The organism is Pseudoxanthomonas sp. 97-1-1 (assembly GCF_057773125.1).
This window is the reverse complement of sequence record NZ_JBYMTJ010000001.1, coordinates 182,566-207,744: the sequence shown is the minus strand read 5'-3', so window position 1 is coordinate 207,744 and position 25,179 is coordinate 182,566. Positions and strand designations below refer to the sequence as shown.

Below are 25,179 nucleotides of genomic sequence, written 5' to 3'. Positions count from 1 at the left end.
CAGTCCAGAATGGCCGAAGTTCATTAAATTCTATGGGGGAGTCGTGTCGAATAGCATCCAGTTCCTTGAAGCCATGGGACGTAGTTCGTCCGTTCGTCGCATGTCGGTGGCCGAGTATGAAGCCGCAGTGGACGCACTCGACATAGCTGAGCCCGAGGCCTTGGCGCTGAAGGCGCGGGACGCCTCGGTGTTGGCGAACGTCTTGGGTGCGCGACCGAGCATGATCTGCATGGTGTGGGCACCCGACCAAGCGCCCGCCAAGGAAGATGATGATTATTCGGACACGGATGTGCCCGACGAGGAAGCGCCCCCCGCACAAGAGTAGGGTGGGGACGCGCGTTCGCTACAGGAGCAAGGATATGTTGGCGCGCAAAACAATCGGAAACGTCTTCATTGCGTTGGTGCTGCTGGCCGGCACCGGGTCGGCGCTCGCTTTCGCACCGCTGGAAAAGGTGATTGATCAGGCGGAGGCGCTCAGGAGTTCGGACCCGAAATCATTCTTGCGCCTGCTGAAGCAACTTGATGAGCGAAGCGACGAAGCCGATGCGGCGCAGCGCGAGCGCATCGAGTACCTCAGAGCCTACTCCTTGGTCTTTGAGGGCAAGTTCGATCAGGCGGTCGCCAGCGCGCGGACACTGATGGGCTCGACCAAGGATACCGACACCAAGTTCCGCGCGGGAGTCCTTGTTGTTAACGCGTACGCGCTGAATCGTCAGTTCACGGAAGGCTTGAGGCAACTTGAAGAATCGCTTTCCTTGGTCAATGACGTGCGTTCCCGTGACGTCAGGCATCAGGGGCTCGGCGTTGCAGCGCTGATGAATTTGCAGATCGGCCAAAACCGCCAAGCTCTGTTCTATTCCGAGCGGATTCTTGCCGACAAACCGGATGGGCGCACCGCGTGCCTCGCGCGGCAGGTCCAACTGGATGCAAAACATAATCTCGCCTTGTTGGGTGCGGATGACTCCGAATTGACGCGAGGTATCGAGCAGTGCACAAGAGAACGCGAACCTGCGGCGGCGAACTTCATCAGGATTACGCTGGCCAAGAAGTGGGCTGATCAGGGTCAGCGTGATCGCGCCATCACGATGCTGCAGAAAAATCTGCGCGAGGTGGAAGCAACTCGTTATCCGCATCTCATCGCGGAAGTGAAAGCGCTCCTGGCAGAGTTGAGCTTAGAGAAAGGCGATATGGGCGCAGCCGAGGCTTATGCCCAAGGTGTGCTCGCGCAGAGCGGCAGCCTGACTAGTACACTTCCGCTGGTTAAGGCCTACCGCACCCTTTATGAGGTCGCGCAACAGAAGAGCGAACTTCCAAAGGCGCTGGCCTACTATCAAAGCTTCGCCGAAGCCGACAAGGCCTACCTCAATGAGGTCAAGGCTCGCGAACTTGCTTACCAGATCGTTCGCCAGGAAACGCTGCAGAAAACCCAACAAATCAGCATGCTGGACCAGGAAAACCAGGTCCTGCAGCTGCAGCGCACAGTCGATCAGCAGGCCGCGCAGAACACGCGGCTGATCGTCATCCTGCTGGTGCTGCTGGTTGCCTCCATCGGCTACTGGGCTTTCAAGATCAAGCGCGTGCAGCTGTCGCTGAAGAAGATGGCCGAAACCGACGCGCTGACCGGTATCTGCAACCGCCACCACTTCACGCTGCGTGCCGAGCGCGCGCTGGCCGAGTGCGCCCGCAATGGCGAACAGGCCGCACTGATCATGTTCGACCTCGACCACTTCAAGAACATCAACGACCGTTTCGGCCATGGCACCGGCGACTGGGCACTCAAGGAAGTGGCCGAAGCCAGCAAGGGCTTCTGCCGCCGCATCGACGTACTCGGCCGCCTGGGTGGCGAGGAATTCGCCATCCTGATGTACGGTTGCGACCTGCGCGCCGCCGCCCGCGTGGCCGAAGACTGCCGCGTGCGCCTGGCGCAGATCGAGACCCGCGAGACCGGGCATGTCTTCGCCATCACCGGCAGCTTCGGTGTGACCTCCAGCATGCAGTCCGGCTACAGCCTGGCCAAGCTGCTGTCGCATGCCGACAAGCAGCTGTACCGGGCCAAGCACCTGGGCCGCAACCGCGTCTGCGTGCACGAGAACGAACAGGAAAGCGTGCGCGCCGCCGGCAGCAACGTGCTGGAACTGCCGCAGCGCGAAGGTCGCACGGAACACCTGGGCGCCTGACGCGGCAGCGCCGCATCGCCTGGCTCAGCGCGTGGCGAGGGCTGGCTGCGGTCCTTCGTGGATGGCCAGCTGGTTGCGCCCACTGCTCTTCGCCCGATAGAGCGCCCGGTCGGCCGTTTCCAGCCAGGCCCGCAAGCCGCCTGCCGCAGCGTCCGCCTTCGCCAACCCCAGGCTCACCGTGTGCCGCAGGTCGGGCGCTGACTGGACCCGCAAGGCTTCGACGCCAGCCCGGATGCGCTGGGCGACGATCTCCGCCGCCACCAGATCGGTCCCGCGCAACAGCACGGCGAACTCGTCGCCACCCAGCCGGCCCGCGCAGTCCTGCGCGCGGATGCTGTGGCGGATCACGTCGGCGGTCGCGCGCAGCACGTCGTCGCCCACCGTGTGGCCGTGACGGTCGTTGATCGCCTTGAAGTGATCGATGTCGATCATCATCAGCGTGGCCGGTTCGCCCGTCGCGGCGCACTGGTCCAGCAGCAACGTGGCCTGCTCCTGCCAATGCCGACGGCTGTCCAGCGCGGTCAACGTGTCGCGCCGGCTCAGTTCGTCCAGCAGGCGGTTCTGCCGCTTGACCTTGCGGACCAGGTGATAGCTGGCCTGGCTGACGGCGATGGAATGGATGAGCAGCATCGGCAGGCACGCCAGCATCACCGGCATGCTGGTGACGGGACGCAATTCGAACCCCGTCACCAACCCGGCCACCAGCGCGCCGGCCAGCATCAACGGCAGCGACCAGTACCAGAGCCGATCGATGCCGGTGCTGATCTTGTCGACCGTGGCCAGTGTCACCAGCAGCACGCTGGGCAGCAGGTTGAACGCCATCAGCGGCACCCACATGCCGGCGAGCACCGAATCGAACAACAGGTTGCGGATCTCGCCCCGATAAGGCTTGGGATGGCGCAGCGACAGCCATAGCGCCAGTTGCGGCCACAGTACCGCCGTGAAGACCAGCCACGACCACGTACCCAGGCCGGCGTTGCCCTCGAGCAGGACGGTTCCCACCGGCAGCGCAGCCAGACCCATCCCCAGCATGCGAAGCCGGTAGATCCGGCGAGGCAGTCGCTGGCTCTGGCGCGCCGGATCGGCGCCGGGAAGCGGTGCGGTGAACGGCATTGGCGCGTGGAGTCCCCTTGCTCGTGACGGCCATCCCCGGTGCGCCGGGGGCAGGCGGAGTGTAGGCCAAACCGTGACGCTGGGCACGTCACGCAGCCCTGCCAACGACAGCGGCCCCGGCCGGGAAATCTTGAGGCGGTGCCGGATAATCGGGGGCCGGTTTCCGCTGCGCGTCTCGATGCCCGACTCCCCATGCCGTCCCGTTTCCCCGGACCCGCGCGTACGCGCTCGCATCGCGGCGCTCGCCGCGATGGCAGGTGCGTCGCTGTTCCTGGTGGTGGGCGCCGCGCTGCAGTTTCTCCGGGCCGATCTCGCTTGGCAGCAGGCCACCTTGAGCCAGTACCTGCTGGGCCCCGGCGGATTGCTGCTGCGCGTTGCCTACTGCGTGCTGGCCATTGCCATCACGGTGCTGGCGATCGGCATCTACCGGCAGTTGTCGGCACATGCGCGCAGTGCGGCGCCGCTCCTGCTGCTCTGCACGGGCGCCGTCGCGCTGGCGGGCGTGGCGATCGGGGACTCGTGGCTGCCGTCCGTCGCGCCCGACTTCCATCGATGGTTCCACCACACCTGTGCGATCACCGCATTCCTTTGCGTCACCGGCGGCATGGTGCTGCAGGCGTGGCGATTCCGGCTCGACGCGGCCTGGCAGCCGTACTTCCCCCTCGCGGCCGGATGGTCCCTCGGCTGCCATGCATTGCTGTGGCTGCATGCCCTGTGGGCGCCGGCCGGGCAGGGTTGGGTGCAGAAACTGCTGATCGCGCTGATCGTCACCGCCATGCTGCTCGCCGCAACATGGCTCTGGCGAACGAGCCGGGTGCGATGACGCAAGCCCGGCGCTAAGCTGCGGCTTCCAACAGGGAGAAAAGCATCATGATCCAGCGGTTCGACGTGGGTACGCGCTTGTCCGAGATGGCCATCCACAACGGCGTGGTGTACCTCGCCGGCCAGATCGCGGAGGATGCGACGCAGGGTATCGCCGGACAGACGCAGCAGGTGCTCGACGAGATCGATGCCCTGCTGGCGCGCGCGGGCACGGACAAGTCGAAGATCCTGCGCGCCGAGATCTTCCTGAAGGATCTGCAGGACTTCGAGGGCATGAACCGCGTCTGGGACAGCTGGGTGCCGGAAGGCAACGCGCCGCCGCGCGCGACCGTGCAGGCGCATCTCGCACGCGTGGGCTGGCTGATCGAGATCGTGGTCACCGCCGCGGTCTGAACGATGGCGACGCGCATGCCCGGTCCCTGGCATCGTCCGGCGCCGAAGCGTCGCGACGGCGGCCAGAAACTCACGCCCGACCAGGTGCAGGAAGCCAGGGCACGTGCAATTGCGGCAGGCCGGCGCTATCCGAACCTGGTGGACAACATGTACGTGGCCGCGAAGGCGAAGCGCGAAAGGGCGATGGCGGAAGGACCGCGTGACGAGGCAGAGTGAGGCCGGCACACGGCGTGAGAGCGAGGATGCACATCCGGCCGTAAATGTCTGTAATAAAACTGCTTCGAAACGCTAACCGGACCTCAACAATGGCTCGCGTATTGTGCGCGCACGTTCCGCAGCCGCTGCGGCACGCACTTCCCGGGGTGCGCGCCGCAGCCCCTGCGGACGACCACTCAGGCGTTGCGCTGCGCCAGCCAGTCGACCACGCCGTGCGCGGCATGGCGACCGCTGGCGAAGCACGCTGTCAGCAGATAGCCACCGGTGGGTGCTTCCCAGTCCAGCATCTCGCCGGCAGCAAACACGCCCGGTACTCCGCGCAGCATCAGGCGCTCGTCCGTTGCCTCCAGGGGCACGCCGCCGGCACTGCTGATGGCTTCGGCGATCGGGCGGGGACGCAACAGCCGGAACGGAAAACGTTTCAGCGTGCGCGCGATCCTGGCGGGGTCGGCCAGCGCTGCCTTGTCCAGCACCTCGTACAGCAACGCCGCGCGCACGCCGGTCACGCCGGCCTCGCGGCGGAGGTGTTCGCTCAGGCTGCGTGAGCCGCGCGGCTTGGCCAGCCGTTGCGCCAGTTCACGCTCATCGCGTCCTGGCAGCAGGTCCAGCACCAGCGTGGCGCTGCCGTCCCGCGCGATGGCATCCCGCAGCATCGGCGACAGCGCGTAGACCAGGCTTCCTTCAATGCCGGTGGCGGTGATGACGCACTCGCCCTGTCGCTGGCGGGCGCTGCCATCGGCCTCCTGCCAATGCGCGATGACCGGCTTGAGGGGGTCGCCAGCGAATCGTGACGCCAGATGCTCGCTCCACGCGATGTCGAAACCGCAGTTGGAAGGTTGCAAGGGGGCGATGGTGATGCCCTTTGTTTGCAATGCATCGACCCAGGCGCCGTCCGAACCCAGTTCCGGCCAGCTTCCGCCGCCCATCGCCAGCACGCTGGCGTCGGGAGACACGAGGATCTCGCCGTCGGGGGTCGCGAAGCGGAGGGCGCCTTCGCCGGTCCATCCCGACCATCGGTGGTGCACATGGAAACGCACACCCTGTTCGCGCAACCGCCGCACCCAGCCGCGCAGCAGCGGCGCTGCCTTGAGGTCTGACGGAAACACGCGGCCCGACGTGCCGACGAATGTCTCCACGCCCAGTCCGCGCGCCCAGCCGCGCAGGGCATCCGCGTCGAAGCCCCGCAGCCATGCGGCTACGTCGTACTGCCGCTCGCCGTAGCGCGTGACGAAGACGTCGGGCGGATCGGAATGGGTCAGGTTCATGCCGCCCTTGCCGGCGATCAGGAACTTGCGCCCCACCGAGCCCTTGGCGTCGTACAGGTCCACCTGCAGGCCAGCGGCTCGCAGGGTTTCGGCGGCCATCAGCCCGGCGGGCCCGCCACCGATGACGGCGACGGTGGGGGTGGAGAGCGTGTCATCGGAGCTTGGTGCGGGCATCCGCATAGTATGCCGCGCCGGCACGGCGCTTCCAGCAGGCACATCGCATGCGCTGCCTGCGGTATCGTCGCGCGGGACTCCGGACATGGGACACACGATGCGTTCGAACCTGATGGCGGCTACGGGCCGCGCACTCTGCCTGCTCGGCCTGTTGTTCGCCACCAGCGCTGTCGCCAAGGAACCCACGCCGCCGCCTGCGCTGCAGGACCTGGACGCCTACGTCGAATCCGTACGCCAGGCCTTCGACGTCCCGGGTATCGCGGTGGCGGTGGTGAAGGATGGCGAGGTGGTGCTGGCGAAGGGGTGGGGCGAGCGCGAGATCGGCAAGGCCGGCAAGGTCGACGCGCACACCATGTTCGCCATCGCCTCCAATACCAAGGCGTTCACGGCGGCTTCGCTGTCCATGCTGGCCGACGAGGGCAAGCTGAAGCTGGAGGACCGCGTCATCGACCACCTGCCATGGTTCCGCATGGCGGACCCCTACGTCACCCGCGAGATGCGCATCCGTGACCTGCTGGTCCACCGCAGCGGACTGGGGTTGGGCGCGGGGGACCTGCTGTTCTGGCCCACCACGACCTACAGCAACCGTGAAGTCGCCGAGCGCCTGCGCGACGTGCCGCTGAGCGGCGGCTTCCGTGAGCGCTACGCGTACGACAACATCCTGTACGGCGTGGCGCAGCTGGTCATCGAGCAGGCCAGCGGGCAGTCATATGACCAGTTCCTGCGTGCACGCATCCTGCAGCCGTTGGGCATGCGCGAGACGCGCTACAACAGCGATGCGTTGCGGCCGGGCGACAACGTCGCCACGGGCCATGCCAAGGCCGACTTCGCCACCCTGCAACCGGCACCGCGGATGACATGGCGCAACGTCGCCGGGGCGGGCGGCCTCTATTCCAGCGTGAACGACATGGCGAAGTGGATGAACGCGCAGCTGGCCGGCGGAACCTATCGCGACGCGAAAGGCCGCGAGCAAGCGCTTTTCAAGCCCGAGCGGCAGAAATCGATGTGGTCGCTGGTCACGCCGATCCCGATCACCGAACCGAAGATCGAAGCATTGAAGGCGGCGAAGCCCAATTTCCTCGGTTACGGTGAAGGCTGGATGGTGTCCGACTTCCAGGGCCGCAAGCTGGTTTGGCATACCGGTGGATGGCCCGGCATGGTTTCGCGGGTGACGCTGGTGCCGGAGCAGAAACTGGGCATCGTGGTGCTGACCAACCAGGAGATCGGTGCGGCATTCAATGCCGTCACGCTGAAGGTGCTGGATGCCTACCTGGCCAACACCGGCACCGACTGGCTCGCGGCCTACCAGGCACAGGTCGCGCAGGCGAAGGGCAATGCCGATGAGCACTGGCAGAAGCTGCAGGCGGCGCGCGATGCGGGCTCCAGGCCTTCGCTGCCGATCGCGGAATATGCCGGCACACTGCGCGACCCCTGGTATGGCGATGTCGTGGTGGCGCAGGAAGGCGGCGGGTTGGTGCTGCGCTTCAGCCGCACGCAGGAGCTGGTCGGCGATCTGCAGCCCTGGCAGCACGATACGTTCGTCGTGCGCTGGCGCGAGCGCTGGCTCAACGCCGACGCCTTCCTGACGTTCTCGCTGGAACCGGATGGCTCCATCCGGGAGGCGCGTATGGAGGCGATTTCACCGCTGACGGATTTCAGCTTCGATTTCCACGACCTGCGGCTGGCGCCGGTGGAGTAGTCCGTGCTTTCCGTAGGAGCGACGTGAGTCGCGACCGCGAGTACGCCGCGCACGGAATCCTGCGGGTTCGCGCGTGGATGGCACGCCATGATTTTCAAGCCGTGCGGTCGCGACTCGCGTCGCTCCTACAGGGGAAGCGCACTCCTCACTGGTGCGGCTTCACTTCCAGCAATTCCACGTCGAATACCAGCGATGCGCCCGGTGGAATCACGCCACCGGCACCATTGCTGCCGTAGCCGAGGTCGGCGGGGATCCGCAGCGTGCGCTTGCCCCCGGTCTTCATGCCGGCCACGCCCTCGTCCCAGCCGCGGATGACCTGGCCGGCACCGAGCAGGAAGGTGAAGGGCTGGCCGCGGTCCACGGAGCTGTCGAACTTCAAGCCGCGCTGCTGCGGGGCGTTCTCGTCGTACAGCCAGCCGGTGTAGTGAACGGTGACATCACTGCCGCTGGTCGCCACGGCACCGGTACCGGCGCGGGTGTCTATGCGTTCCAGTTCGACGACGCTGCCGCTTGGCGGCGGGACGGGAGCGTTGCAGGCAGCGAGCAGGAGCAGCGAAATGGCGAGCAGCAGGGGACGCATGGGGGGGGTCATCCATGGGGCGAAAGGCGCGCAGGGTAACGCATCCGGCTGCCCGGTGGCCTGGATCGCAGCGGTTACACTGGCAGCATGGCGAAACTCTTCCTGAATCTGCGCAACGTGCCCGGCGACGAGGCCGACGATGTGCGCGACCTGCTGCGGGCGAACGCGATCGACTTCTATGAGACGCAACCCAGTCCGTGGGGGATTTCCGCTGGCGGACTGTGGATCGAAGATGTCGACCAGCTGGCGCGGGCCAAGGTCCTGATGGCGGACTACCAGGCCCGGCGCCGGACGCAGGCACGCGAGGACCGCACGGCGGCCGAGCGCGAAGGGCGTGCGGAGACGTTTGCGGGCCAGCTGCGCGCGCGGCCCCTGTACGTGGTCGGAGTATTGGCGGCGATGGTCGCGATCATCGTGCTGACCCTCGCGCTGCCCTGGATGCTGCTCTGAGGCGCGAGCCGCCTGCGGCCGGTAAAATCAGCGCATGATCACCAACATTGCGGCCTACCATTTCACGCCCATCGACGCTCCCGAGGCATTCGCCTCGACGCTGCGCGCGCGCGCCGAGGCGCTCTCGCTGCGGGGTTCGGTGCTGGTGGCGGGCGAGGGCATGAACCTGTTCCTGGCCGGTGGCGCAGACGCGATCGAGTCCTTCCTGGCGCCGCTGCGCGCGGACCAGCGCTTCGCTGGCCTGCGGGTGAAGTACAGCACCAGTCGCCAGGTGCCGTTCGCGCGCCTCAAGGTCAAGGTGAAACCGGAGATCATCAGCTTCCGCCGCCCCGGCACCACGCCGGAAGACGTGCGCGCGCCCGTCGTCGAATCCCGGACGCTCGCCCGCTGGCTGGAGCAGGGTCATGACGATGCCGGCCGTCGCGTGGTGATGCTGGATACCCGCAACCAGCAGGAAATCGCATACGGCACGTTCAGCGGTGCGCTGACGCTGCCGATCGACAAGTTCACCGACCTGCCCGCGGCGCTGGAACCGCATCGCGATGCGCTGAAGGACGCCACCGTGGTCAGCTTCTGCACCGGTGGCATCCGTTGCGAGAAGGCCGCGCTGTGGATGCAGGCCGATGGCATGGACAACGTGCTGCAGCTGGACGACGGCATCCTGGGCTACTTCGAGCAGGTCGGGGGCTTCGGCTATGACGGTGCGTGCTTCGTCTTCGATGAGCGCGTCGCCCTACGGCCCGACCTGAGCCCGCTGGTGGACGATGAGACGGTGGGCGTGGCGTGAGCGCCGGCCTGCAGGCACTGCACTTTGACAACCGTTTCATCCGGGAACTGCCTGGCGATCCCGAGCAGGGCACGCGCCGCCGCGAAGTCCGTGGCGCTCTCTGGTCGACCATCGACCCGACGCCGGTCGCCGAGCCGCAGGTGCTGGCGTACGCGACGGAGGTCGCTGCGCTGCTGGGGCTGGACGAGCGCGACGTGGCATCCCCCGCATTCGCCCAGGTCTTCGGCGGCAATGCCGTGCTGCCGGGCATGCAGCCCTATGCGGGCAACTACGGTGGGCACCAGTTCGGCAACTGGGCGGGCCAGTTGGGTGACGGTCGCGCGATCACGCTGGGCGAGGTGGTCAACGCGGCCGGCGAGCGCTGGGAACTGCAGCTGAAAGGCGCAGGGCCCACGCCCTATTCGCGTACCGCCGACGGTCGCGCCGTCCTGCGGTCGTCGATCCGCGAATTCCTGTGCAGCGAAGCGATGCATCACCTGGGCGTGCCCACGACACGCGCCCTCAGCCTTGTAGGCACGGGCGAGCAGGTGGTGCGCGACATGTTCTACGACGGTCATCCGAAGCCTGAGGCCGGTGCGGTGGTCTGCCGGGTGGCGCCCTCGTTCCTCCGCTTCGGTCATTACCAGTTGCCCGCATCGCGTGGCGACACCGGCCTGCTGCGCGCGCTGGTGGACTTCACCATCCGTCGCGATTTCCCGCACCTGTCCGGCGAAGGCGAAGCGCTGCACGCGGCCTGGTTCGCAGAGGTCTGCGAGCGCACCGCGGTGATGGTGGCGCACTGGATGCGGGTGGGCTTCGTCCATGGCGTGATGAACACCGACAACATGTCGGTGCTCGGGTTGACGATCGATTACGGCCCCTATGGCTGGATCGACGCCTACGACCCGGACTGGACGCCCAACACCACCGATGCCCACGGCCGTCGCTATCGCTTCGGCTGGCAACCGCAGGTGGCGGGATGGAATCTGAGCCGCTTCGCGCAGGCGCTGTCGCCGCTGTTCGATGGCGTGGAGCCCTTGCAGGCCGGCCTGCAGCGGTTCGCCGATGCCCATGCACGCGCGCACCGCGACACCACCGCACGCAAGCTGGGGTTGGCGGACTGCCGGGATGACGACATCGAACGGATGGACACGTTGCAGCAGCTGCTGGCGCAGGGCGAGATCGACATGACCCTGTTCTTCCGCGCCTTGATGGATGCGGATCCGGCGGATGCATCGCTGTCCGCATTCGATGATGCGTTCTATGACCCGGCCCGTCGCGACGCCGTCGCGCCGGCGTTGCGCCATTGGCTGGTCGAGTACGCGCGCCGCCTCGATGACGAAACGCTGACGCCGGCGGCGCGCCGTGAACGGATGCGCCTGGCCAATCCCCGCTACGTGCTGCGCAACTACCTGGCGCAGCAGGCCATCGATGCGGCGGAGGCGGGCGACCTGTCCGGCGTGCATGCGCTGCTGGACGTCATGCGCCGGCCGTACGACGACCAGCCGGGTCGTGAACGCTATGCCGGGCGTCGCCCCGACTGGGCACGCGACCGCGCGGGTTGTTCGATGCTGTCGTGCAGTTCCTGAGTCGCATCGCTTCCTTGTAGGAGCGACGTCAGTCGCGACCGCACGGTTCGATCTTCCCGACCTCGCTCGTTGTGCACCGAATTTCGGGTGAGCAGAGTTCCGGTGCGTTGTTGCCGCACGGTCGCGACTGACGTCGCTCCTACAACGGCGGACATCGCGGTAGCATGGCCGTCTCCCACGGAGCTCCCCATGATCACCGTCCACCATCTCAACAACTCCCGTTCCCAGCGTGTGCTCTGGCTGCTCGAGGAACTGGGGCTGGACTACACGGTGGTGCGTTACCAGCGCGACCCGCAGACCATGCTCGCGCCGCCGGCGCTGAGGAAGATCCATCCGCTGGGCAAGTCGCCCGTGGTGGTGGATGGAGAACACGTGCTGGCCGAATCCGGCGCGATCCTCGAGTACCTCGTGGAGCGTTACGACACCGCGCGCCGGTTCGCGCCCTCGCCGGGCACCGCCGAGCATCTGCGCTACCGCTACTGGCTGCACTACGCGGAAGGCTCGGCGATGCCGCCAATGCTGCTCAGTCTGGTGTTCTCCCGCCTCAAGAAAGCGCCCATGCCGTTCTTCGCCCGGCCCATCGCGCGCGGCATCGCCGACAAGGCGATGCGGACGTTCGTCGGACCGCAGGTGAAGCTCCATCTGGGCTACATGGAAAGCGAACTGGGCAAGGCGCCGTGGTTCGCCGGTGACCAGTTCAGCGCAGCCGACATCCAGATGAGCTTCCCGGTCGAAGCGGCGGCGGTACGCGCCGGACTGGACGCCTGTCCGAACCTGGCCGGATTCCTGCAGCGCATCCACGCCAGGCCGGCCTACCAGCGTGCGCTGGAGCAGGGCGGGCCGTTCGACCTGCTCGGCTAGGCGGGATGCAGCGTCCCATGCCGCAGGGTGGAATCGGATCGCCTGCGGCCCCATGACGATGACATCGTCATTGCCGGTGTCCCCATGATCCCTTACTCGCTCCTCGACCTCGCGCCTGTCTGCGAGGGCAGCGATACCACCCGGGCTTTCGTCCACATGCGCGACCTCGCGCAGCATGCCGAGCGCTGGGGTTACACACGCTACTGGCTGGCCGAGCACCACAACATGCCGGGCATCGCCAGCGCTGCAACGGCAGTGCTGATCGGACACGTGGCCGGCGCGACATCCACCATCCGTGTGGGTGCTGGCGGCATCATGCTGCCGAATCACTCGCCGCTGCAGGTGGCCGAGCAGTTCGGCACGCTGGCATCGCTGTATCCGGGCCGCATCGATCTTGGCCTGGGCCGTGCACCGGGCACTGACCAGGCGACGGCGCGTGCGCTGCGCCGCTATTTCGACAGCGCGGAACAGTTCCCGCAGGACGTGCAGGAGCTGCTGCGTTACTTCGAGCCGGTACAGGAGGGCCAGGCGGTGCGTGCCGTGCCGGGCGCGGGCCTCGACGTGCCGGTATGGCTGCTGGGCTCCAGCCTGTTCGGTGCACAGCTCTCCGCCGCGCTCGGCCTGCCGTATGCGTTCGCGTCCCACTTCGCACCCGATGCCATGGACCAGGCGCTGCTGGTGTACCACCGCGACTTCCGTCCCTCGAAGCGGCAGGCCAAGCCGCACGCGATGCTCGCCTTGAACGTGGTGGCGGCCGAGACCGATGCCGAGGCGAAACACCTGTTCACCACGCAGCAGCAGGCTTTCGTCAACCTGCGTCGCGGGCGCGCCGGCCTGGTGCCGCCACCGATCGACGACATCGAAACGTTCTGGGAGCCGCACGAGAAAGCGGGTGTGGCACAGGCGCTGGCCTGTGCCGTCATCGGCAGCCGCGACACCGTGCGCAAGGGCATCGCGGACTTCATCCAGCGGCATCGCCCCGACGAGCTGATGCTGACCGCCAACATCTTCGACCACGACAAGCGCCTGCGCTCGTTCGAGATCGCCGCCGAGGTCATGCAATCGTAGGGTGGGCCTCGGCCTACCGTCGCACGGGGTCGGACGCGGCGTGCGTCGAGCCGCCGATCATCCTCCGCGAGAGCAGATGCGACACGATGGTGGGCCAAGGCCCACCCTACGAGGTGCCTCGTTGGAGAAACGGCACGCGCTCGTATAGCCGGCGCTCTCCGCCGCGCGGATCGTCCTGCATGCTGGATCTGTCGTCGAACACCATCGTCTGCCGCTGTGGCAGCGTGTAGGGCGACCACGCCGGAAGGTCCGCGTGGTTCGGGTCGCCACGGCGGGCGAGGGCGATCAGCGCCTCGCTCATGCGCGAGGCCATCGTGCGTGCGCGTTGATCATCGCCGGTCTTCGATCCCTCGGCCGCCACGTTGTCGAACACCAGTGGGATGTCGAGCGTGTGGAAGGCTCGGAGGCGTCCGCCCTCGGACGGCGAACGCCAGTCCAACTGATAGACCCACGCAGGCGATCCCTGCTTCGCACGCTCCTCTGCTTCGATGACGGCGCCGCGCCAGGAACGGCCCGCGGTGGTCGCAGCGAAGAACACCTCGGACGGCGTGTAGTCCGGATACAACCGGCGGTACTCGGCGATCACCACGTCCGGCGACAGGTCCACGTACTGCTGCTCGCGCAGCTTCTGCGGCAACTGGTCCCAGGTCAGCGCCAAGTTCGCTTCGTCGTTGCCGAGGAACGCGCGCGTCTCGTCGCGCGTGTTGCCGATGATCATCGGAATGCGCGCCGACTGCGCCGGCGCATCGGGGTAGAAGGGGTGACGGGGCAGGTTGTACGTGTCCAGCACGGGCCCGAAGTAGAGCGCGGCGTTCTCCACGCGCGACGAGTCGCGCACGCGCGTGGCATCCAGCAGTCGCGCCATCGGCATCGCCAGCAGCGCATCGGTGTCGCGTGGGCCGAGGTCCAGGTCGGCGAGGAACAGTGCGGTGCGCTGCGCCGCCGCACGCGGACCCGCAGCGGTGACCTGCTGGCCGCTCATCGTCATCGCCTTGTGGAACAGGCCGTCGGCCTCCGGCATCGCCATCAGCGTGGCGATCTTGGCGCCGCCCCCGGACTGGCCGAACACGGTGACGTTGCCCGCATCGCCGCCGAACTCGTGCGCGTGTTCGCGCACCCAGCGCAGGGCGTCGATCAGGTCGAGCTGGCCCACGTTGCCGGCGTCACGCAGGCGCTCGTCGCCGCTCTCGCCCAGGTAGAGGTAGCCGAACGCGTTGAGCCGGTGGTTGACGGTCACCACGACCACATCGCCGCGGCGGCACAGGTTCACCCCGTCGTACAGCGGGTGGGAGCCGGAACCGTTGTTGTAGCCGCCACCATGGATGTAGAACAGGATCGGACGCTTGCCATCATCGCGCAGGGCAGGGGTGTAGACGTTGAGGAACAGGCAGTCCTCGCTGACGGACTGGCCGTCAGCATCGCCGCGCTGGGGTGCGGATGCGCCGAAGCGGGTGGCATCGCGCGCACCGGTCCAGGCGGTTTCGCGCACCGAGCGCTGGAAACGGCGGGTAGCGGTGTCGGCCCCGTAGGGCACGCCGCGGAAGACGTGGATGCCGCGATCCACGGTCCCGGCAATGCGTCCGCTCCGCGTGGCGGCAAGCGGAGACCGCGAGCCCGCCTGCGCGGTGAACAGTCCGGGGCCGAGCAGGCCCGCCATCGCGGAGGTGGCGGTGAGCTGCCGCAGGAAGTCGCGGCGCGAGGAGGGAACGGGACGGAACGGACGCATGGAATGCCTGTGATGACACCGGTTTCCAAAGGCTAGCAAAGGCGTCCTGGACAGGAACGCCGCAGTGCGTCAGACCGCCATGCCCGCCGCATGGCCCGAAGCCCAGGCCCACTGGAAGTTGTAGCCGCCCAACCACCCGGTGACGTCGAGTACCTCACCGACGAAGAACAGGCCAGCCACGTGCTTCGACATCATCGTGCTGCTCGAGACCCCGTCGGTGTCCACGCCACCCAGCGTCACCTCGGCGGTGCGGTAGCCCTCAGTGCCGCTGGCGACCAGTGGCCAGTTGGCCAGCAGGCCGGCGGCGTCCTTCAGCTGGGGCGGGTTGAACTGCCTCATCGGCCGGTTCGGCAGCCAGACCTCGCACAGGCGTTGCGCGAAGCGGCGCGGCAGTACGTCCGACAGCACGGTCTTCAGTTCCGCATCCTGCCGCTGCGCCCGTTGCGACTGCAGCCAGTCCAGCGCGTCGTGGTCGGGCAGCAGGTCCAGTCGCAGGTCATCGCCCGGTTGCCAGTACGAGGAGATCTGCAGGATCGACGGACCGCTGACACCGCGGTGGGTCAGCAGCATGAAGTTGCGGAAACGCGCCTTGCCGCATCGGGCTTCCACCGGGAGAGCGACGCCGCTCAGGTCGGCCAGCCGCTCCTGGTGTTTGCCGGTGAGCGTCAGCGGCACCAGTCCCGCACGCGTGGGCAGCAGGGCATGTCCGAACTGCTTCGCCAGTTCGTAGCCGAAGCCGGTGGCGCCCATGCTGGGGATCGACAGGCCGCCGGTGGCCACCACCAGCGATGGTGCGGCGAAACGGCCCAGTGGCGTATCGACGCGGAACACGCCGCTGTCGTGGTGGACCTGCTGCACGCTGCAGCCCGTCTCGATGCGTACGCTTGCGGCGACGCATTCGTCCACCAGCATCTTCACGATGAGCTTGGACGACACGTCGCAGAACAGCTGCCCCAGCTCCTTCTCGTGGAAGGCAATGCGATGGCGCTGGACCATTTCGATGAAATCGCCCGGCGTGTAGCGCGCCAGCGCCGACTTGCAGAAATGCGGATTGGCCGACAGGAAGTTGGCAGGCGCGGTGCCGGTATTGGTGAAGTTGCAGCGCCCGCCACCGGACATCAGGATCTTCTTGCCGACCTTGTTGGCATGTTCGATGACCAGCACGCGCAGGCCGCGCTGGCCCGCCGTGAGTGCGGTCATGAGACCGGCCGCGCCGCCGCCGATCACCAGTACGTCGTGAGTGGGCGCCATGCGCTCAGGCAGCCCGCGCGAGCCCCGTCTGGCGGACCACGGGGATGACGCTGACCACGCGATCGTCGGTCATCCACTGCATTTCGCCGTCCTGGATCATCACGTTGAACCGCATGCTGCGCACCATCAGCGCGGTGAGGGCATCTACCGCCTCCGGCGCGATGTCGAGCACGGTCAGGTTGCGATGACGTGCCAGCAGCGCTGCGTTCCTGTCCCACCAGAGGTCGGCCGCGCGGCCGCCGTAGTTGACCACGACGACCTCGCGGGCACGTCCGCAGGCCTTGCGGATCCGGGATTCGTCCGGTTGGCCCAGGTCGATCCACTGCTCGATCAGGCCGGTGTAATCCTTGCGCCAGAGGTCGGGTTCTTCTTCGTTGCTCAGGCCCTTGCCGAACTCCAGCCGGTCCTCGGCCAGCAGCGCGAAGGCGAGCAGGCGCACCATCAGCCGCTCGTCGGTCTCCGACGGGTGCTGGGCCAGGGTCAGGCCGTGGGCACCGTAGTAATGACGGTCCATGTCGCTGATCTGGAGTTCGGCTTTGACGACGGTGGACTTGAGGGCCATGGTGGGGGTTCGGGCAAGGGGGCGTCATGATACGCCGCATGGAGGGGCGCCCCCCCGAATGCCGGCAACCGGTCAGCCGGACCGCTCGGACCTCCCTGTTCAGCTTGCGAGCGGGAAGGATTCGCTTTTCTCCGGAAACCCCGGTAGAGTGCCGGCACTGTGCTTGCCAGGGTCACCGTGAATCGTGAGCCTGATGCGGTAGATACATCTGCTACATCTTCCCGCTTTACCAACGCCTGCAAACCCAGTCCCGTCCCGGTTTCCCCGGGGTTGTGGTCCTTTCATCCATGTTTCAGGAGTTAGTAAAGATGTCTGATCGTCAGACCGGTACCGTCAAGTGGTTCAACGACGCCAAGGGCTTCGGCTTCATCACCCCGCAGAGCGGCCCCGACCTGTTCGTGCACTTCCGCTCGATCCAGGGCAATGGCTTCAAGTCGCTGAAGGAAGGCCAGGCGGTCTCCTTCGTCGCCGTGCAGGGCCAGAAGGGCATGCAGGCCGACCAGGTGCAGCCGCTGTAATCCAGCGCTGAACCCTACGGTTCAAGAAAACGCCGGTGCGCAAGCGCCGGCGTTTTTGTTTGTGGGCTGGCCAGAGGATGACGTGGTGCGCGAGACGGAGTGCGGAGCGCACTCGCAACCGCTGCCGTCATTCCAGCGCAAGCGGGAATCCATTGGCCGTCAACACGACAGTTCTTGCCGCCCGGCAGGGGAGACAACAGCAAGATGGGTCCCGGCTTTCGCTGGGACGACGGTTCAGAGTTTCCGTACGCGGAAGCTGCGGCCCTTGATCTTGCCGGCATTCAAGCGCGCCAGTGCCGCGCCGGCCTTGTCGCGCGCGACGGCCACGTAGGTACGCGTGGCGAAGACATTGATCTTGCCGATCGCGGAAGCGGACAGGCCGGCGTCGCCGGTCAATGCGCCGAGCACGTCGCCGGGGCGCAGCTTGTCGGTCTTGCCGGCGTCGATGCGCAGCGTGGTCATCGCGGCGGGCGGCGCGGTATTGGCCTTCGGGGGTATGGGGACATTGCGGTCCCACAACAGCGGCGCGCCCAGGCGTTCCTCGATCACGGCGGCGCGCGGCAGTTCGCGCGGCGTGCACAGGCTGATCGCCAGGCCATCGCGACCCGCGCGGCCGGTGCGGCCGATGCGGTGCACGTAGGTATCCGCGTCGCTGGGCATGTCGTAGTTGACCACCAGCACCAGATCCTCGATGTCCAGTCCGCGCGCGGCCACGTCGCTGGCGACCAGCACGTTGCAGCTGCGGTTGGCGAAGCGCACCAGCACTTCGTCGCGGTCCCGCTGTTCCATGTCGCCGTGCAGGGCGAGCGCGGAGAAGCCGAAGTGCTGCAACGAACCAGCGACTTCGTCCACGTCCTTGCGCATGTTGCAGAACACCACGCACGACTCCACGCCGCGTTGCGCCAGCAGGCCCGCCAGCGCGGTCTGCTTGCGTTCCGGATCCACGCGCACGAAGCGTTGCTCGATGACCGCCTGTTCCTGTGGCGCATCCACCGTGACTTCGAGCGGATCGCGCAGGGTGTTGCGGGCAATCCCGCGGATGGCGTCGGTGAAGGTGGCCGAGAACAGCAGGCTCTGGCGATCCTTCGGCGTCTTGCCGGTGATCTCGCGGATCGGCTCCTCGAAGCCCATGTCGAGCATGCGGTCGGCCTCGTCCAGCACCAGCGTGCGGATGCCACCCAGGTGCAGCGCCTTCTTGCGCAACAGTTCCTGGATGCGCCCAGGCGTGCCGACGACCACGTGCGGGTCGTGCGCTTCGAGCGAGCGCAGCTGCGGCTCCAGCGGCATGCCGCCACACAGCGTCAGGACCTTGATGTTGGGGATGCCGACGGCCAGTTTGCGCAACTGCTGCGCCACCTGGTCGGCGAGTTCGCGGGTCGGGCACAGCACCAGGGCCTGCGTGCGCCCCGTGGCGACATCGAGCCGGTGCAACAGGCCCAGGCCGAAGGCAGCAGTCTTGCCGCTGCCGGTGGGTGCCTGCGCGATGACATCGCGGCCATCGAGGATGGCGGGCAGGCTGCGGGCCTGGATGGGGGTCGGCCGGGCGTAACCCAGCGCCTGGACACCCTGCTGCAGGCCGGGTGCCAGCGGAAGAGAAGTGAAATCGAGCATGCGGCATTTTCGCAGATCGGCGCGGTTGCCGCCGGAAAACCTATTGCAGGTCGGGGAAATCTTCCTCGGGCAGCGCGATGAACGACCAGAACGGGACCTCGTTGGACGTCCAGAACTGCGAGACTTCGTCCAGGATGTCGAGCAGGGTGTCGAAATCGGCCTCGGTGCGTTCGCGCAGTTCGTGGGCCTGTTCGAAGAGCAGGACGTAGCCGGGCGCCTCCAGCCACGACAGGTCGCGCAGGCTGTCGGACAGCGCATCCCAGTTGCGCCCGGAGGACTGCGGGAAGTCCAGCACCGTGGCGATGCGCAGCAGCAGGGCGCCCTTGCTGTCGCAGCCTGACAGGTCTATCCGGCGCGACAGCAGCCCGGCATCGCGGCCGACCGCTGCCAGCGGATCGAGATCATCCTCGGTCACGAAGAAGACGCCCGCGCGCGTGGGATCGGCCAGGCCGGGATCGAAACCGGATTCGCTCATTGCAGGGTTCCGTTGCCGATCTCGAACCGGCGGAAGCTCTCGTAGTGGTCGTCGGTGTAGTAGTACTCGCGCGGTGGTTGGCCGCCGGTGACGATGCGGCGTGTACCGCGATGGTCGAGCCCGGGCGTGTCGACCGTGTACTCGCGGTAATAGCCGCGCGACTGACGTGGCAGCCGGCCCTCGCGATTCTGGAAGACTGAGCCGTCCTGCCGATGCGGGAACGGGCCTCCGCTGCGTATCAGCGCCAGTGTCTGTCGTGCCTCCGCCGGCAGGAAGGCCGGAAGGTCCGCACCCGGCGTCGGCAGGGCAGCGGCAGGCGGATCTCCCACGGGTGCGTCGGGGCGCGTCTGTTCCACCGGCGGAAGCGCGAGTTCGGCGTTCGTGCGCTGAGGATGGGTGGCTTCCTGCGTTTCGGCAGCCGGCGCGGGGGCATTGTCGCGCTGCGACCACCACCATGCGCCTGCACCCAGGACCAGCAGGGCGAGGAATGCGATCAGGGGGAGCCGCTGCCGGCTCTGCCGGCGGGCGCGGGAACGTCGACTCATGCGTGGATCATTCCGTCAGGAAGCGGCCGCAGCCGCGGTAGACCTTGCCACCCACCGTCAGGGTCGCGGAGGCGGGATACTCGTTGTCGCTCATGCCGTCGCTGCAGACTTCCTTCTTCGTCGTCAGTGACACGGCCAGGCCATCGGCGGTGCTGCCCACATAGCCCTCTCCCGTCTTGCGGGCCCGGGCGACATCGACCTTGCGTTCGCCGTAATCCAGGTCGGCACTCAGGCGGGGCGTCGCGCCACCACCGACCTCCACGGACCAGCCGGGTTCGGTGCCGATCCCGCGGAAAATGCTGCCGCGTGCCCTGGCCTGCTCCCAGGGTGTCCCCGCCGCTGGAGGAGAGGGCTCTCCGCCGGCCCGCACCATCCTGAACTCGACCGGCGCAGACGCACCCGGCGTCACAGGGACGCGCGTATCGGTGACGAACCAGAGCTTGCCCTGCGCGTCGCGCAGGCCCGCGTGCAGGCCGTACATGCCGTTCGGGCGCACCTTGGCCGGGTCATAGGGGAGGGTGAAAGCGAACGGCGGGCCCTCCAGGTCGCTGAAGTCGGCGCTGGCGACCACGGCAGCCGGTGTATCGGCAAGCTGGTTGTCCACGAGTTGCACGCTGAGTGTCGCGCCTGGCGGTGGCGCGATGCGTTCGAGATAGAGGGCCCGCCCATGGATCGCCGCGACAGGCTGTGCCGGGGCTCCGCTGCCGGTGGGCGGCGACTGGCAGGCAGCCAGTGTCAGCAGGCAGGCGGTGGTCAACAGCGGACGGAACATCGTGCGCGCTCCTTGGGGTGGTCGTGGCTGGCCGCCAGCTTAGCGGTGGCCGGTGTAATGGTTCGTCAACGCGGAAAGGGTCGTGGTGCGGTCCCGGTTCGCGCCCACGCGGCCGTCGCGCTACAGTCGCGCCGGGACACGGAGGCCGCCGGGATGCCGTCGCACGATCCGAGAGTGGATGCCTACATCGCGATGGCTGCCGAGTTCGCGCGCCCGGTCCTCGAACGCTTGCGGAGCGTGGTGCACGAAGCATGTCCGCAGGTGGAAGAGACCATCAAGTGGAGCATGCCGTCGTTCCAGTACGGCGGACGCATCCTGTGCAACATGGCCGCATTCAAGCGGCACGCATCGTTCGGCTTCTGGCAGCACACGCAGGTCACGGACGGCAAGGCGCGCGACGGCATGGGGAGCCTGGGCAAACTGGTGTCGCTGGAAGATCTGCCGCCCAGGCGGGAACTGATTGCACGGGTGCGCAAGGCGATGGCGCTGATCGATACTCCTGCGGCTTCATCGGCGCCCGTCTCAGCCAGGGCCGCTGCGCGTCCCGTGCTGCGCACGCCGGCGGATCTCCGCGATGCGCTTGCCGGCAACCCGGAAGCGAAGGCGACATTCGATGGCTTCAGCCCCAGTGCCCGGCGCGAGTACATCGAATGGATCATGGGGGCCAAACGGACGGATACGCGTGAGCGAAGACTGACGCAGGCGGTCGCGTGGATGGCGGAAGGCAAGATGCGCCACTGGAAGTACCAGGCACGCTGAGTCCGCATCGGGCGACATAGGCCGCGCCCATCGGGGCGATTCAGTATTGCGATGACGATGTGGTTTGCGGACGGTTAGTATCGGTCGCAAGCCACCGAACCCCCGTCATCGCACTGCGCGCACCCCTGCGCGCGCCGGAGACCCCTGGCATGAATCGCGTCCTGCGACCCTTTGCCTACACCCGTGCCGCGGTGGCCTGGCCCTACATCGCGGCCGTCATCGCGCTTGTGGGTGCGTCGTTGTGGGTGCTGTGGCTCGCGCCGCCCGGGCAGGAAAGCGGCATGCGACTCGCGCTGCGCGGCGGTGCGTTGTGCGCCGCTGCCACGGCGATCGGTGCGTTGCCGGTGTTGGTGATGCGGACGATTCCGCAGCGACTGGCAGACGGGTTGCTCGGCTTCGGAGCCGGTGTGATGCTGGCGGCCACGGCGTTCTCGCTGGTGCTGCCGGGCTTGGCGGCGGCGGAAGCACAGGGCTTCTCGCCTTGGGGTGCGGCGGGCCTCGTGAGTGCCGGGACCCTGCTGGGCGCATGCGCGCTGCTCGCACTCGACCGTGGCCTGGTCGACGACCCACTGGACGCACAGCGTCGTCTCGTACCCTCGCGGGTGATGCTCTTCGTGCTGGCCATCGTGCTGCACAACATTCCGGAAGGCATGGCGGTGGGCGTGGCGGCTGGCGGTGCGCTCAGTGGTGCGGCCGGGCTGGCGATCGGGATCGCCCTGCAAGACATACCGGAAGGCCTGGTGGTTGCCCTTGTGCTGGCGACGGCGGGCATGGCGCGGAGCAAGGCGGTCTTCCTGGGCGCGCTGTCGGGCGTGGCCGAACCGCTGGCCGCGATTCCCAGCGCGTGGGCAGTCGGCATTTCGTCGGTGCTGCTGCCGTGGGGGCTGGCGTTCGCGGCGGGAGCCATGCTGATCGCCGTGGGCCACAGCGTGATCCCCGAGTCGAACCGGCACGGCCACGGCGGCATCGCATCGTTCGGGCTTACGCTGGGCTTCTGCCTGATGATGGCGCTGGACACGGCATTGGGTTGACCCCAAGGCGCGACGTGCCCACGCTGCCGTTGTCCTCGCTGGAGAATGGCATGTCCGAACCGTTGACGATCATCGGCAATTACATCTCGCCTTACGTGCGCAAGGTGCTGGTCTGTCTGGAGCTGAAAGGCATTCCGTACCGGATCGATCCGATCGCCCCCTTCGTGGGGGACGCGGAGTTCAGCCGCATCAGTCCCCTGCGCCGCATCCCGGTACTGCGCGACGGTGACCTGGTGCTCAACGACTCCACGGTGATCTGCGAATACCTGCAGGACAGGTTCCCCCAGCCATCGCTGTATCCGGCCGATCCCGTGCAGCGGGCACAGGCACGCTGGCTGGAGGAATACGCGGATTCCTACCTGGGTGATGTGATCGTCTGGCGCATGTTCTTCCAGAAAGGCGTGCGCCGGTTCCTGTTCAACGAAGGCACCGACGAAGACGTGGTGCGCAGGGCCCGGGACGAAGAGCTGCCGGTTGCGCTGGATTATCTGGAAGCACGGATGCCCGACGCCGGTTGGCTGTTCGGTGACATTTCCATCGCCGACATCAGCATCGCCGCTTTATTCCGCAATGCGGTGTTCGTGAAGTACCAGGTCGACGCGCAGCGATGGCCGCGTACCGCCGACTTCCTTGCGCGTGCCTGGGCGTTGCCGCCGTTCCAGGCACTGGCTGCATACGAAGAGCGGACCCTGCGCACGCCGCTCCCGGAGCAGCGTGCGGTACTTGCGGAGATGGGGGCGCCGCTTACCGACACGACCTGCGGCAATGCGGCGCCGCGCTATGGCGTGATGCGGCTGGGGTGAGGGATTCCGGTCAGCAACTTCTGCAGCAGCGGTGCGAGGGGTGACGGCCCGCTCCTGCAATCCCATCGGGGCATCACGGGTTCGTGCCGACGCGCAAGACCGGATAGAGCCGATAGCGTTCGTCCCATGACGGATGCCGGCGGTAGAAGAATTCGAGCCGTGCAGCGGGATCGTCGGAGAAGGCTTTGTCTTCACGCAGTCGGCGTTCGAACTCGGCCTTCACGGCGGGGTCGCGCAACATCTCGCGTGCCACGCTCTCGGCCACGTAGTCTTCCATGTACTCCTTGCGCTCGAACGCATTGTTGAAGCGGCCCCAGGCGAGCAACGAATCGGGCGCCTGCGGTTCAAGCAGCGCCATGACCAGGCGCGACTTCGCCTGCGCGATGGGCACGAACAGCGTGCCGGCCGGCACGCTGCGCGCTTCCTGCCTCCAGTCGCCTTCCACCGTCAGGCGCTGGCGGGCTTCCACCGGGCTGCTGCCGAAGCTGGATTTCGTGGCGCGAAACGCGGCCACGTCACCCTGCCAGGGGTTGCCCAGGAGCCGATATTCCACGCCATGCGTCTTCAGTACATCGGCAACCCAGGCCGCTTCCGCGGTGGGTACCAGGTAGCCCGCTCCGGGCGCATCGACGACGAGGGAGGGTCGGATGTCATCCTTCAGCGGCACCTTCCAGAGCTGCGGTGTTGTTTCGTCGTAGCGCGTCATCAGTGCGCCGGAGACGTCCGAGCGGGTGCGCGTGTAGGCGTATCCGCGAAAATCCACGGTACGCGCGGCGGGCGCGGCCGCATAGGTCAGTGGCTCGGGGTGGCCGGCGAGTTGCGCGGCGGCGGCATCGGCTTCCCGTGCACTGGCGAGCCAGTCGCTGCCGTGCGCCGCCACCTGTTCGAGTACCGACACCACCGTGTTGCGGGTGATCTTCACCCGTACCGGGTACTCCTTCCAGGAATGCGTTTCGACCAGCATCGCGATCCGGTTGCGGAGCAGGAAGTAGCCATGCGAGAAGCGGGGCGGTGCCACGCTGTCCTCGAAGCCCGAAGTCGGATCGTCACTGACGACGAAGGACGGGTAGTAGGGAAGGGGCAGTGAACCCTGCGCAGCGAGATCGCCGATCACCGACGTCCGGAGGGCCAGACCTGCCTGCCGCAGCCCCGCATCGCCGGCATGCACGGGCTCCACCTGGATCGAGATGTCGTGCTCGAACTGCGCGCCGTTGGTCGCGTGCAGGTCCACTGTGACCAGTGGATCCCAACGCTGTACGAGCTGCAGCATCGCCCGCATCTCCGGAGTGTCGGCTTTCAGGTAGTCGCGGTTGAGGTTGAAGTTCTGCGCGGTGGTGCGCCAGCCCATCTCTTTCGGGCCGCGCTGGTTGGGCCGGTTCCATGCGCCGAAGCGCTCGTGGCCGTCCACGTTGAACACCGGCACGAACAGCCACACCTGCTTGTCCAGCGCACCGCTCGCTGCCTTGCCTTCGAGCACCTCGCGCAGCGCCAGGAAGCCGGCGTCCTTGCCGTCGATCTCGCCGGCATGGATGCCGCCTTGCACCAGCACGACGGGAAGTCCGTGCTTGCGTGCCAGGTCCGGCGTCAGCGCGCCACTGGTCGAGGCCACCAGCATCTTCATCGGGCGTCCCTCCGGCGAGGTGCCGAAGGTATGGCAGCGCACCGCCTTGGGGTACTGGCGCGCAAACGCGTCGCACAACGCGATGACCTCGTCGTAACGCCCGGTTTCAACGAACCCCGAGCGCTCTGACACGGTGGCGAGGGGAGGCGTGGCATGCGTCAGTGGTGCGAGGACCAGCAACAACACGGCGTAGAGGGGACGCAGCATGGAAAAATCCTGAACAGGGCAGGGGCGAATGATGCCGCGCAATCGCGGTCAGTCCCAGTCCCCGTTGTCCGCGTGCCCGGCACGCGGGTGGTTCGACCCTGCGCGGGCGGATACGGTACCCTTCC

Annotated in this window: 26 protein-coding genes; 15 read left to right on the top strand and 11 right to left on the bottom strand. The window is 67.2% G+C overall.

Going from position 1 to position 25,179, the window contains the following annotated elements; translation table 11 throughout:
- Positions 1-43: 43 nt before the first annotated feature.
- Together AC3DET_RS00915 and AC3DET_RS00910 are read left to right on the top strand one after the other, a co-directional pair.
- A complete protein-coding gene (locus AC3DET_RS00915) occupies positions 44-325 on the top strand; it encodes a hypothetical protein (RefSeq protein ID WP_488390428.1) in 282 nt (93 codons plus the stop codon).
- 34 nt (positions 326-359) lie between these two features.
- Entirely contained in the window at positions 360-2,177 is a 1,818-nt protein-coding gene (locus AC3DET_RS00910; protein ID WP_488390427.1) for a sensor domain-containing diguanylate cyclase, read from the top strand.
- A 24-nt stretch (positions 2,178-2,201) separates the two neighbouring features.
- On the opposite strand, the gene AC3DET_RS00905 is transcribed toward AC3DET_RS00910, so the two are convergent.
- A complete protein-coding gene (locus AC3DET_RS00905; protein ID WP_488390426.1) occupies positions 2,202-3,290 on the bottom strand; it encodes a diguanylate cyclase in 1,089 nt (362 codons plus the stop codon).
- 250 nt (positions 3,291-3,540) lie between these two features.
- On the opposite strand from AC3DET_RS00905, the gene AC3DET_RS00900 reads away from it, so the two are divergent.
- The 3 genes from AC3DET_RS00900 to AC3DET_RS00890 are packed head-to-tail and all read left to right on the top strand — an operon-like array spanning position 3,541 to position 4,721.
- On the top strand, positions 3,541-4,113 hold the full coding sequence (locus AC3DET_RS00900) for a DUF998 domain-containing protein (protein ID WP_488390425.1): 573 nt from the start codon (positions 3,541-3,543) through the stop codon (positions 4,111-4,113).
- A 47-nt stretch (positions 4,114-4,160) separates the two neighbouring features.
- Positions 4,161-4,505 carry a RidA family protein gene (locus AC3DET_RS00895; RefSeq protein WP_192201024.1) on the top strand — a complete coding sequence of 115 codons (345 nt, stop codon included), beginning with the start codon at positions 4,161-4,163 and terminating at the stop codon, positions 4,503-4,505.
- Positions 4,506-4,520: 15 nt separating this feature from the next.
- Positions 4,521-4,721, top strand: a complete 201-nt coding sequence (locus tag AC3DET_RS00890) for a hypothetical protein (RefSeq protein ID WP_225590851.1) — start codon at positions 4,521-4,523, stop codon at positions 4,719-4,721.
- 176 nt (positions 4,722-4,897) lie between these two features.
- On the opposite strand, the gene AC3DET_RS00885 is transcribed toward AC3DET_RS00890, so the two are convergent.
- Complete coding sequence (locus AC3DET_RS00885) at positions 4,898-6,160, bottom strand: TIGR03862 family flavoprotein (RefSeq protein WP_488390424.1); 1,263 nt, start codon at positions 6,158-6,160, stop codon at positions 4,898-4,900.
- 97 nt (positions 6,161-6,257) lie between these two features.
- Between AC3DET_RS00885 and AC3DET_RS00880 the strand changes: the two genes are divergently transcribed.
- Positions 6,258-7,859, top strand: coding sequence for a serine hydrolase (locus AC3DET_RS00880; protein ID WP_488390423.1), 1,602 nt, complete (start codon positions 6,258-6,260; stop codon positions 7,857-7,859).
- Between the two features lie 145 nt (positions 7,860-8,004).
- On the opposite strand, the gene AC3DET_RS00875 is transcribed toward AC3DET_RS00880, so the two are convergent.
- Complete coding sequence (locus tag AC3DET_RS00875) at positions 8,005-8,439, bottom strand: FKBP-type peptidyl-prolyl cis-trans isomerase (RefSeq protein ID WP_488390422.1); 435 nt, start codon at positions 8,437-8,439, stop codon at positions 8,005-8,007.
- Positions 8,440-8,526: 87 nt separating this feature from the next.
- Here AC3DET_RS00875 and AC3DET_RS00870 point away from each other — a divergent pair, with 87 nt between their 5' ends.
- The 5 genes from AC3DET_RS00870 (at position 8,527) to AC3DET_RS00850 (ending at position 13,173) form a co-directional block, all read left to right on the top strand.
- Complete coding sequence (locus AC3DET_RS00870) at positions 8,527-8,889, top strand: DUF6164 family protein (RefSeq protein ID WP_488390421.1); 363 nt, start codon at positions 8,527-8,529, stop codon at positions 8,887-8,889.
- A 34-nt stretch (positions 8,890-8,923) separates the two neighbouring features.
- Positions 8,924-9,676: a sulfurtransferase gene (locus AC3DET_RS00865; protein ID WP_488390420.1), complete on the top strand. Its 753-nt coding sequence runs from the start codon at positions 8,924-8,926 to the stop codon at positions 9,674-9,676.
- 8 nt (positions 9,677-9,684) lie between these two features.
- Positions 9,685-11,244, top strand: coding sequence for a protein adenylyltransferase SelO (locus AC3DET_RS00860; RefSeq protein ID WP_488391149.1), 1,560 nt, complete (start codon positions 9,685-9,687; stop codon positions 11,242-11,244).
- 189 nt (positions 11,245-11,433) lie between these two features.
- Positions 11,434-12,105, top strand: coding sequence for a glutathione S-transferase (locus tag AC3DET_RS00855; RefSeq protein WP_337729909.1), 672 nt, complete (start codon positions 11,434-11,436; stop codon positions 12,103-12,105).
- 84 nt (positions 12,106-12,189) lie between these two features.
- The gene (locus AC3DET_RS00850; RefSeq protein WP_192201031.1) at positions 12,190-13,173 is read left to right on the top strand and encodes an LLM class flavin-dependent oxidoreductase; all 984 of its coding nucleotides are present in this window, start codon (positions 12,190-12,192) and stop codon (positions 13,171-13,173) included.
- A gap of 106 nt (positions 13,174-13,279) precedes the next feature.
- Here AC3DET_RS00850 and AC3DET_RS00845 read toward each other — a convergent pair whose 3' ends face one another.
- The 3 genes from AC3DET_RS00845 to AC3DET_RS00835 form a co-directional block, all read right to left on the bottom strand.
- The gene (locus AC3DET_RS00845) at positions 13,280-14,899 is read right to left on the bottom strand and encodes a carboxylesterase/lipase family protein (RefSeq protein WP_488390419.1); all 1,620 of its coding nucleotides are present in this window, start codon (positions 14,897-14,899) and stop codon (positions 13,280-13,282) included.
- A 69-nt stretch (positions 14,900-14,968) separates the two neighbouring features.
- On the bottom strand, positions 14,969-16,150 hold the full coding sequence (locus AC3DET_RS00840; RefSeq protein ID WP_488390418.1) for a BaiN/RdsA family NAD(P)/FAD-dependent oxidoreductase: 1,182 nt from the start codon (positions 16,148-16,150) through the stop codon (positions 14,969-14,971).
- 4 nt (positions 16,151-16,154) lie between these two features.
- Positions 16,155-16,712, bottom strand: coding sequence for a YaeQ family protein (locus tag AC3DET_RS00835; RefSeq protein ID WP_337729905.1), 558 nt, complete (start codon positions 16,710-16,712; stop codon positions 16,155-16,157).
- Positions 16,713-17,020: 308 nt separating this feature from the next.
- Here AC3DET_RS00835 and AC3DET_RS00830 point away from each other — a divergent pair, with 308 nt between their 5' ends.
- Complete coding sequence (locus tag AC3DET_RS00830) at positions 17,021-17,230, top strand: cold-shock protein (protein ID WP_055942770.1); 210 nt, start codon at positions 17,021-17,023, stop codon at positions 17,228-17,230.
- Positions 17,231-17,464: 234 nt separating this feature from the next.
- Here AC3DET_RS00830 and dbpA read toward each other — a convergent pair whose 3' ends face one another.
- From dbpA to AC3DET_RS00810, 4 genes are read right to left on the bottom strand one after another with little or no spacing between them, the layout of a single operon-like run.
- Positions 17,465-18,841: an ATP-dependent RNA helicase DbpA gene (gene dbpA / locus AC3DET_RS00825; protein WP_488390417.1), complete on the bottom strand. Its 1,377-nt coding sequence runs from the start codon at positions 18,839-18,841 to the stop codon at positions 17,465-17,467.
- Between the two features lie 40 nt (positions 18,842-18,881).
- Positions 18,882-19,316 (bottom strand): barstar family protein, encoded by a 435-nt coding sequence (locus AC3DET_RS00820; RefSeq protein ID WP_142125307.1) that lies wholly within the window; start codon positions 19,314-19,316, stop codon positions 18,882-18,884.
- On the bottom strand, positions 19,313-19,861 hold the full coding sequence (locus tag AC3DET_RS00815; RefSeq protein ID WP_488390416.1) for a guanyl-specific ribonuclease: 549 nt from the start codon (positions 19,859-19,861) through the stop codon (positions 19,313-19,315). Before AC3DET_RS00815 ends, AC3DET_RS00820 begins: the two co-directional genes overlap by 4 nt.
- 7 nt (positions 19,862-19,868) lie before the next feature.
- On the bottom strand, positions 19,869-20,633 hold the full coding sequence (locus tag AC3DET_RS00810; RefSeq protein WP_488390415.1) for a YbaY family lipoprotein: 765 nt from the start codon (positions 20,631-20,633) through the stop codon (positions 19,869-19,871).
- Positions 20,634-20,786: 153 nt separating this feature from the next.
- Between AC3DET_RS00810 and AC3DET_RS00805 the strand changes: the two genes are divergently transcribed.
- The 3 genes from AC3DET_RS00805 to AC3DET_RS00795 all read left to right on the top strand — a co-directional run bounded on the left by AC3DET_RS00805 (position 20,787) and on the right by AC3DET_RS00795 (position 23,226).
- Positions 20,787-21,392 carry a YdeI/OmpD-associated family protein gene (locus AC3DET_RS00805; protein WP_488390414.1) on the top strand — a complete coding sequence of 202 codons (606 nt, stop codon included), beginning with the start codon at positions 20,787-20,789 and terminating at the stop codon, positions 21,390-21,392.
- Between the two features lie 149 nt (positions 21,393-21,541).
- The gene (locus AC3DET_RS00800; RefSeq protein ID WP_488390413.1) at positions 21,542-22,423 is read left to right on the top strand and encodes a ZIP family metal transporter; all 882 of its coding nucleotides are present in this window, start codon (positions 21,542-21,544) and stop codon (positions 22,421-22,423) included.
- Positions 22,424-22,473: 50 nt separating this feature from the next.
- Entirely contained in the window at positions 22,474-23,226 is a 753-nt protein-coding gene (locus AC3DET_RS00795) for a glutathione S-transferase family protein (RefSeq protein WP_488390412.1), read from the top strand.
- A gap of 73 nt (positions 23,227-23,299) precedes the next feature.
- Here AC3DET_RS00795 and AC3DET_RS00790 read toward each other — a convergent pair whose 3' ends face one another.
- Positions 23,300-25,054, bottom strand: a complete 1,755-nt coding sequence (locus tag AC3DET_RS00790; RefSeq protein ID WP_488390411.1) for a M14 family metallopeptidase — start codon at positions 25,052-25,054, stop codon at positions 23,300-23,302.
- Positions 25,055-25,179: the final 125 nt, after the last annotated feature.

Bases quoted from the DNA above. Each gene is read 5' to 3' on its own strand.
- AC3DET_RS00910 (WP_488390427.1), top strand. From the start codon at position 360: ATGTTGGCGCGCAAAACAATCGGAAACGTCTTCATTGCGTTGGTGCTG.
- AC3DET_RS00905 (WP_488390426.1), bottom strand. From the start codon at position 3,290: ATGCCGTTCACCGCACCGCTTCCCGGCGCCGATCCGGCGCGCCAGAGC.
- AC3DET_RS00900 (WP_488390425.1), top strand. From the start codon at position 3,541: ATGGCAGGTGCGTCGCTGTTCCTGGTGGTGGGCGCCGCGCTGCAGTTT.
- AC3DET_RS00895 (WP_192201024.1), top strand. From the start codon at position 4,161: ATGATCCAGCGGTTCGACGTGGGTACGCGCTTGTCCGAGATGGCCATC.
- AC3DET_RS00890 (WP_225590851.1), top strand. From the start codon at position 4,521: ATGCCCGGTCCCTGGCATCGTCCGGCGCCGAAGCGTCGCGACGGCGGC.
- AC3DET_RS00885 (WP_488390424.1), bottom strand. From the start codon at position 6,160: ATGCCCGCACCAAGCTCCGATGACACGCTCTCCACCCCCACCGTCGCC.
- AC3DET_RS00880 (WP_488390423.1), top strand. From the start codon at position 6,258: ATGCGTTCGAACCTGATGGCGGCTACGGGCCGCGCACTCTGCCTGCTC.
- AC3DET_RS00875 (WP_488390422.1), bottom strand. From the start codon at position 8,439: ATGCGTCCCCTGCTGCTCGCCATTTCGCTGCTCCTGCTCGCTGCCTGC.
- AC3DET_RS00870 (WP_488390421.1), top strand. From the start codon at position 8,527: ATGGCGAAACTCTTCCTGAATCTGCGCAACGTGCCCGGCGACGAGGCC.
- AC3DET_RS00865 (WP_488390420.1), top strand. From the start codon at position 8,924: ATGATCACCAACATTGCGGCCTACCATTTCACGCCCATCGACGCTCCC.
- AC3DET_RS00855 (WP_337729909.1), top strand. From the start codon at position 11,434: ATGATCACCGTCCACCATCTCAACAACTCCCGTTCCCAGCGTGTGCTC.
- AC3DET_RS00850 (WP_192201031.1), top strand. From the start codon at position 12,190: ATGATCCCTTACTCGCTCCTCGACCTCGCGCCTGTCTGCGAGGGCAGC.
- AC3DET_RS00845 (WP_488390419.1), bottom strand. From the start codon at position 14,899: ATGCGTCCGTTCCGTCCCGTTCCCTCCTCGCGCCGCGACTTCCTGCGG.
- AC3DET_RS00840 (WP_488390418.1), bottom strand. From the start codon at position 16,150: ATGGCGCCCACTCACGACGTACTGGTGATCGGCGGCGGCGCGGCCGGT.
- AC3DET_RS00835 (WP_337729905.1), bottom strand. From the start codon at position 16,712: ATGGCCCTCAAGTCCACCGTCGTCAAAGCCGAACTCCAGATCAGCGAC.
- AC3DET_RS00830 (WP_055942770.1), top strand. From the start codon at position 17,021: ATGTCTGATCGTCAGACCGGTACCGTCAAGTGGTTCAACGACGCCAAG.
- dbpA (WP_488390417.1), bottom strand. From the start codon at position 18,841: ATGCTCGATTTCACTTCTCTTCCGCTGGCACCCGGCCTGCAGCAGGGT.
- AC3DET_RS00820 (WP_142125307.1), bottom strand. From the start codon at position 19,316: ATGAGCGAATCCGGTTTCGATCCCGGCCTGGCCGATCCCACGCGCGCG.
- AC3DET_RS00815 (WP_488390416.1), bottom strand. From the start codon at position 19,861: ATGAGTCGACGTTCCCGCGCCCGCCGGCAGAGCCGGCAGCGGCTCCCC.
- AC3DET_RS00810 (WP_488390415.1), bottom strand. From the start codon at position 20,633: ATGTTCCGTCCGCTGTTGACCACCGCCTGCCTGCTGACACTGGCTGCC.
- AC3DET_RS00805 (WP_488390414.1), top strand. From the start codon at position 20,787: ATGCCGTCGCACGATCCGAGAGTGGATGCCTACATCGCGATGGCTGCC.
- AC3DET_RS00800 (WP_488390413.1), top strand. From the start codon at position 21,542: ATGAATCGCGTCCTGCGACCCTTTGCCTACACCCGTGCCGCGGTGGCC.
- AC3DET_RS00795 (WP_488390412.1), top strand. From the start codon at position 22,474: ATGTCCGAACCGTTGACGATCATCGGCAATTACATCTCGCCTTACGTG.
- AC3DET_RS00790 (WP_488390411.1), bottom strand. From the start codon at position 25,054: ATGCTGCGTCCCCTCTACGCCGTGTTGTTGCTGGTCCTCGCACCACTG.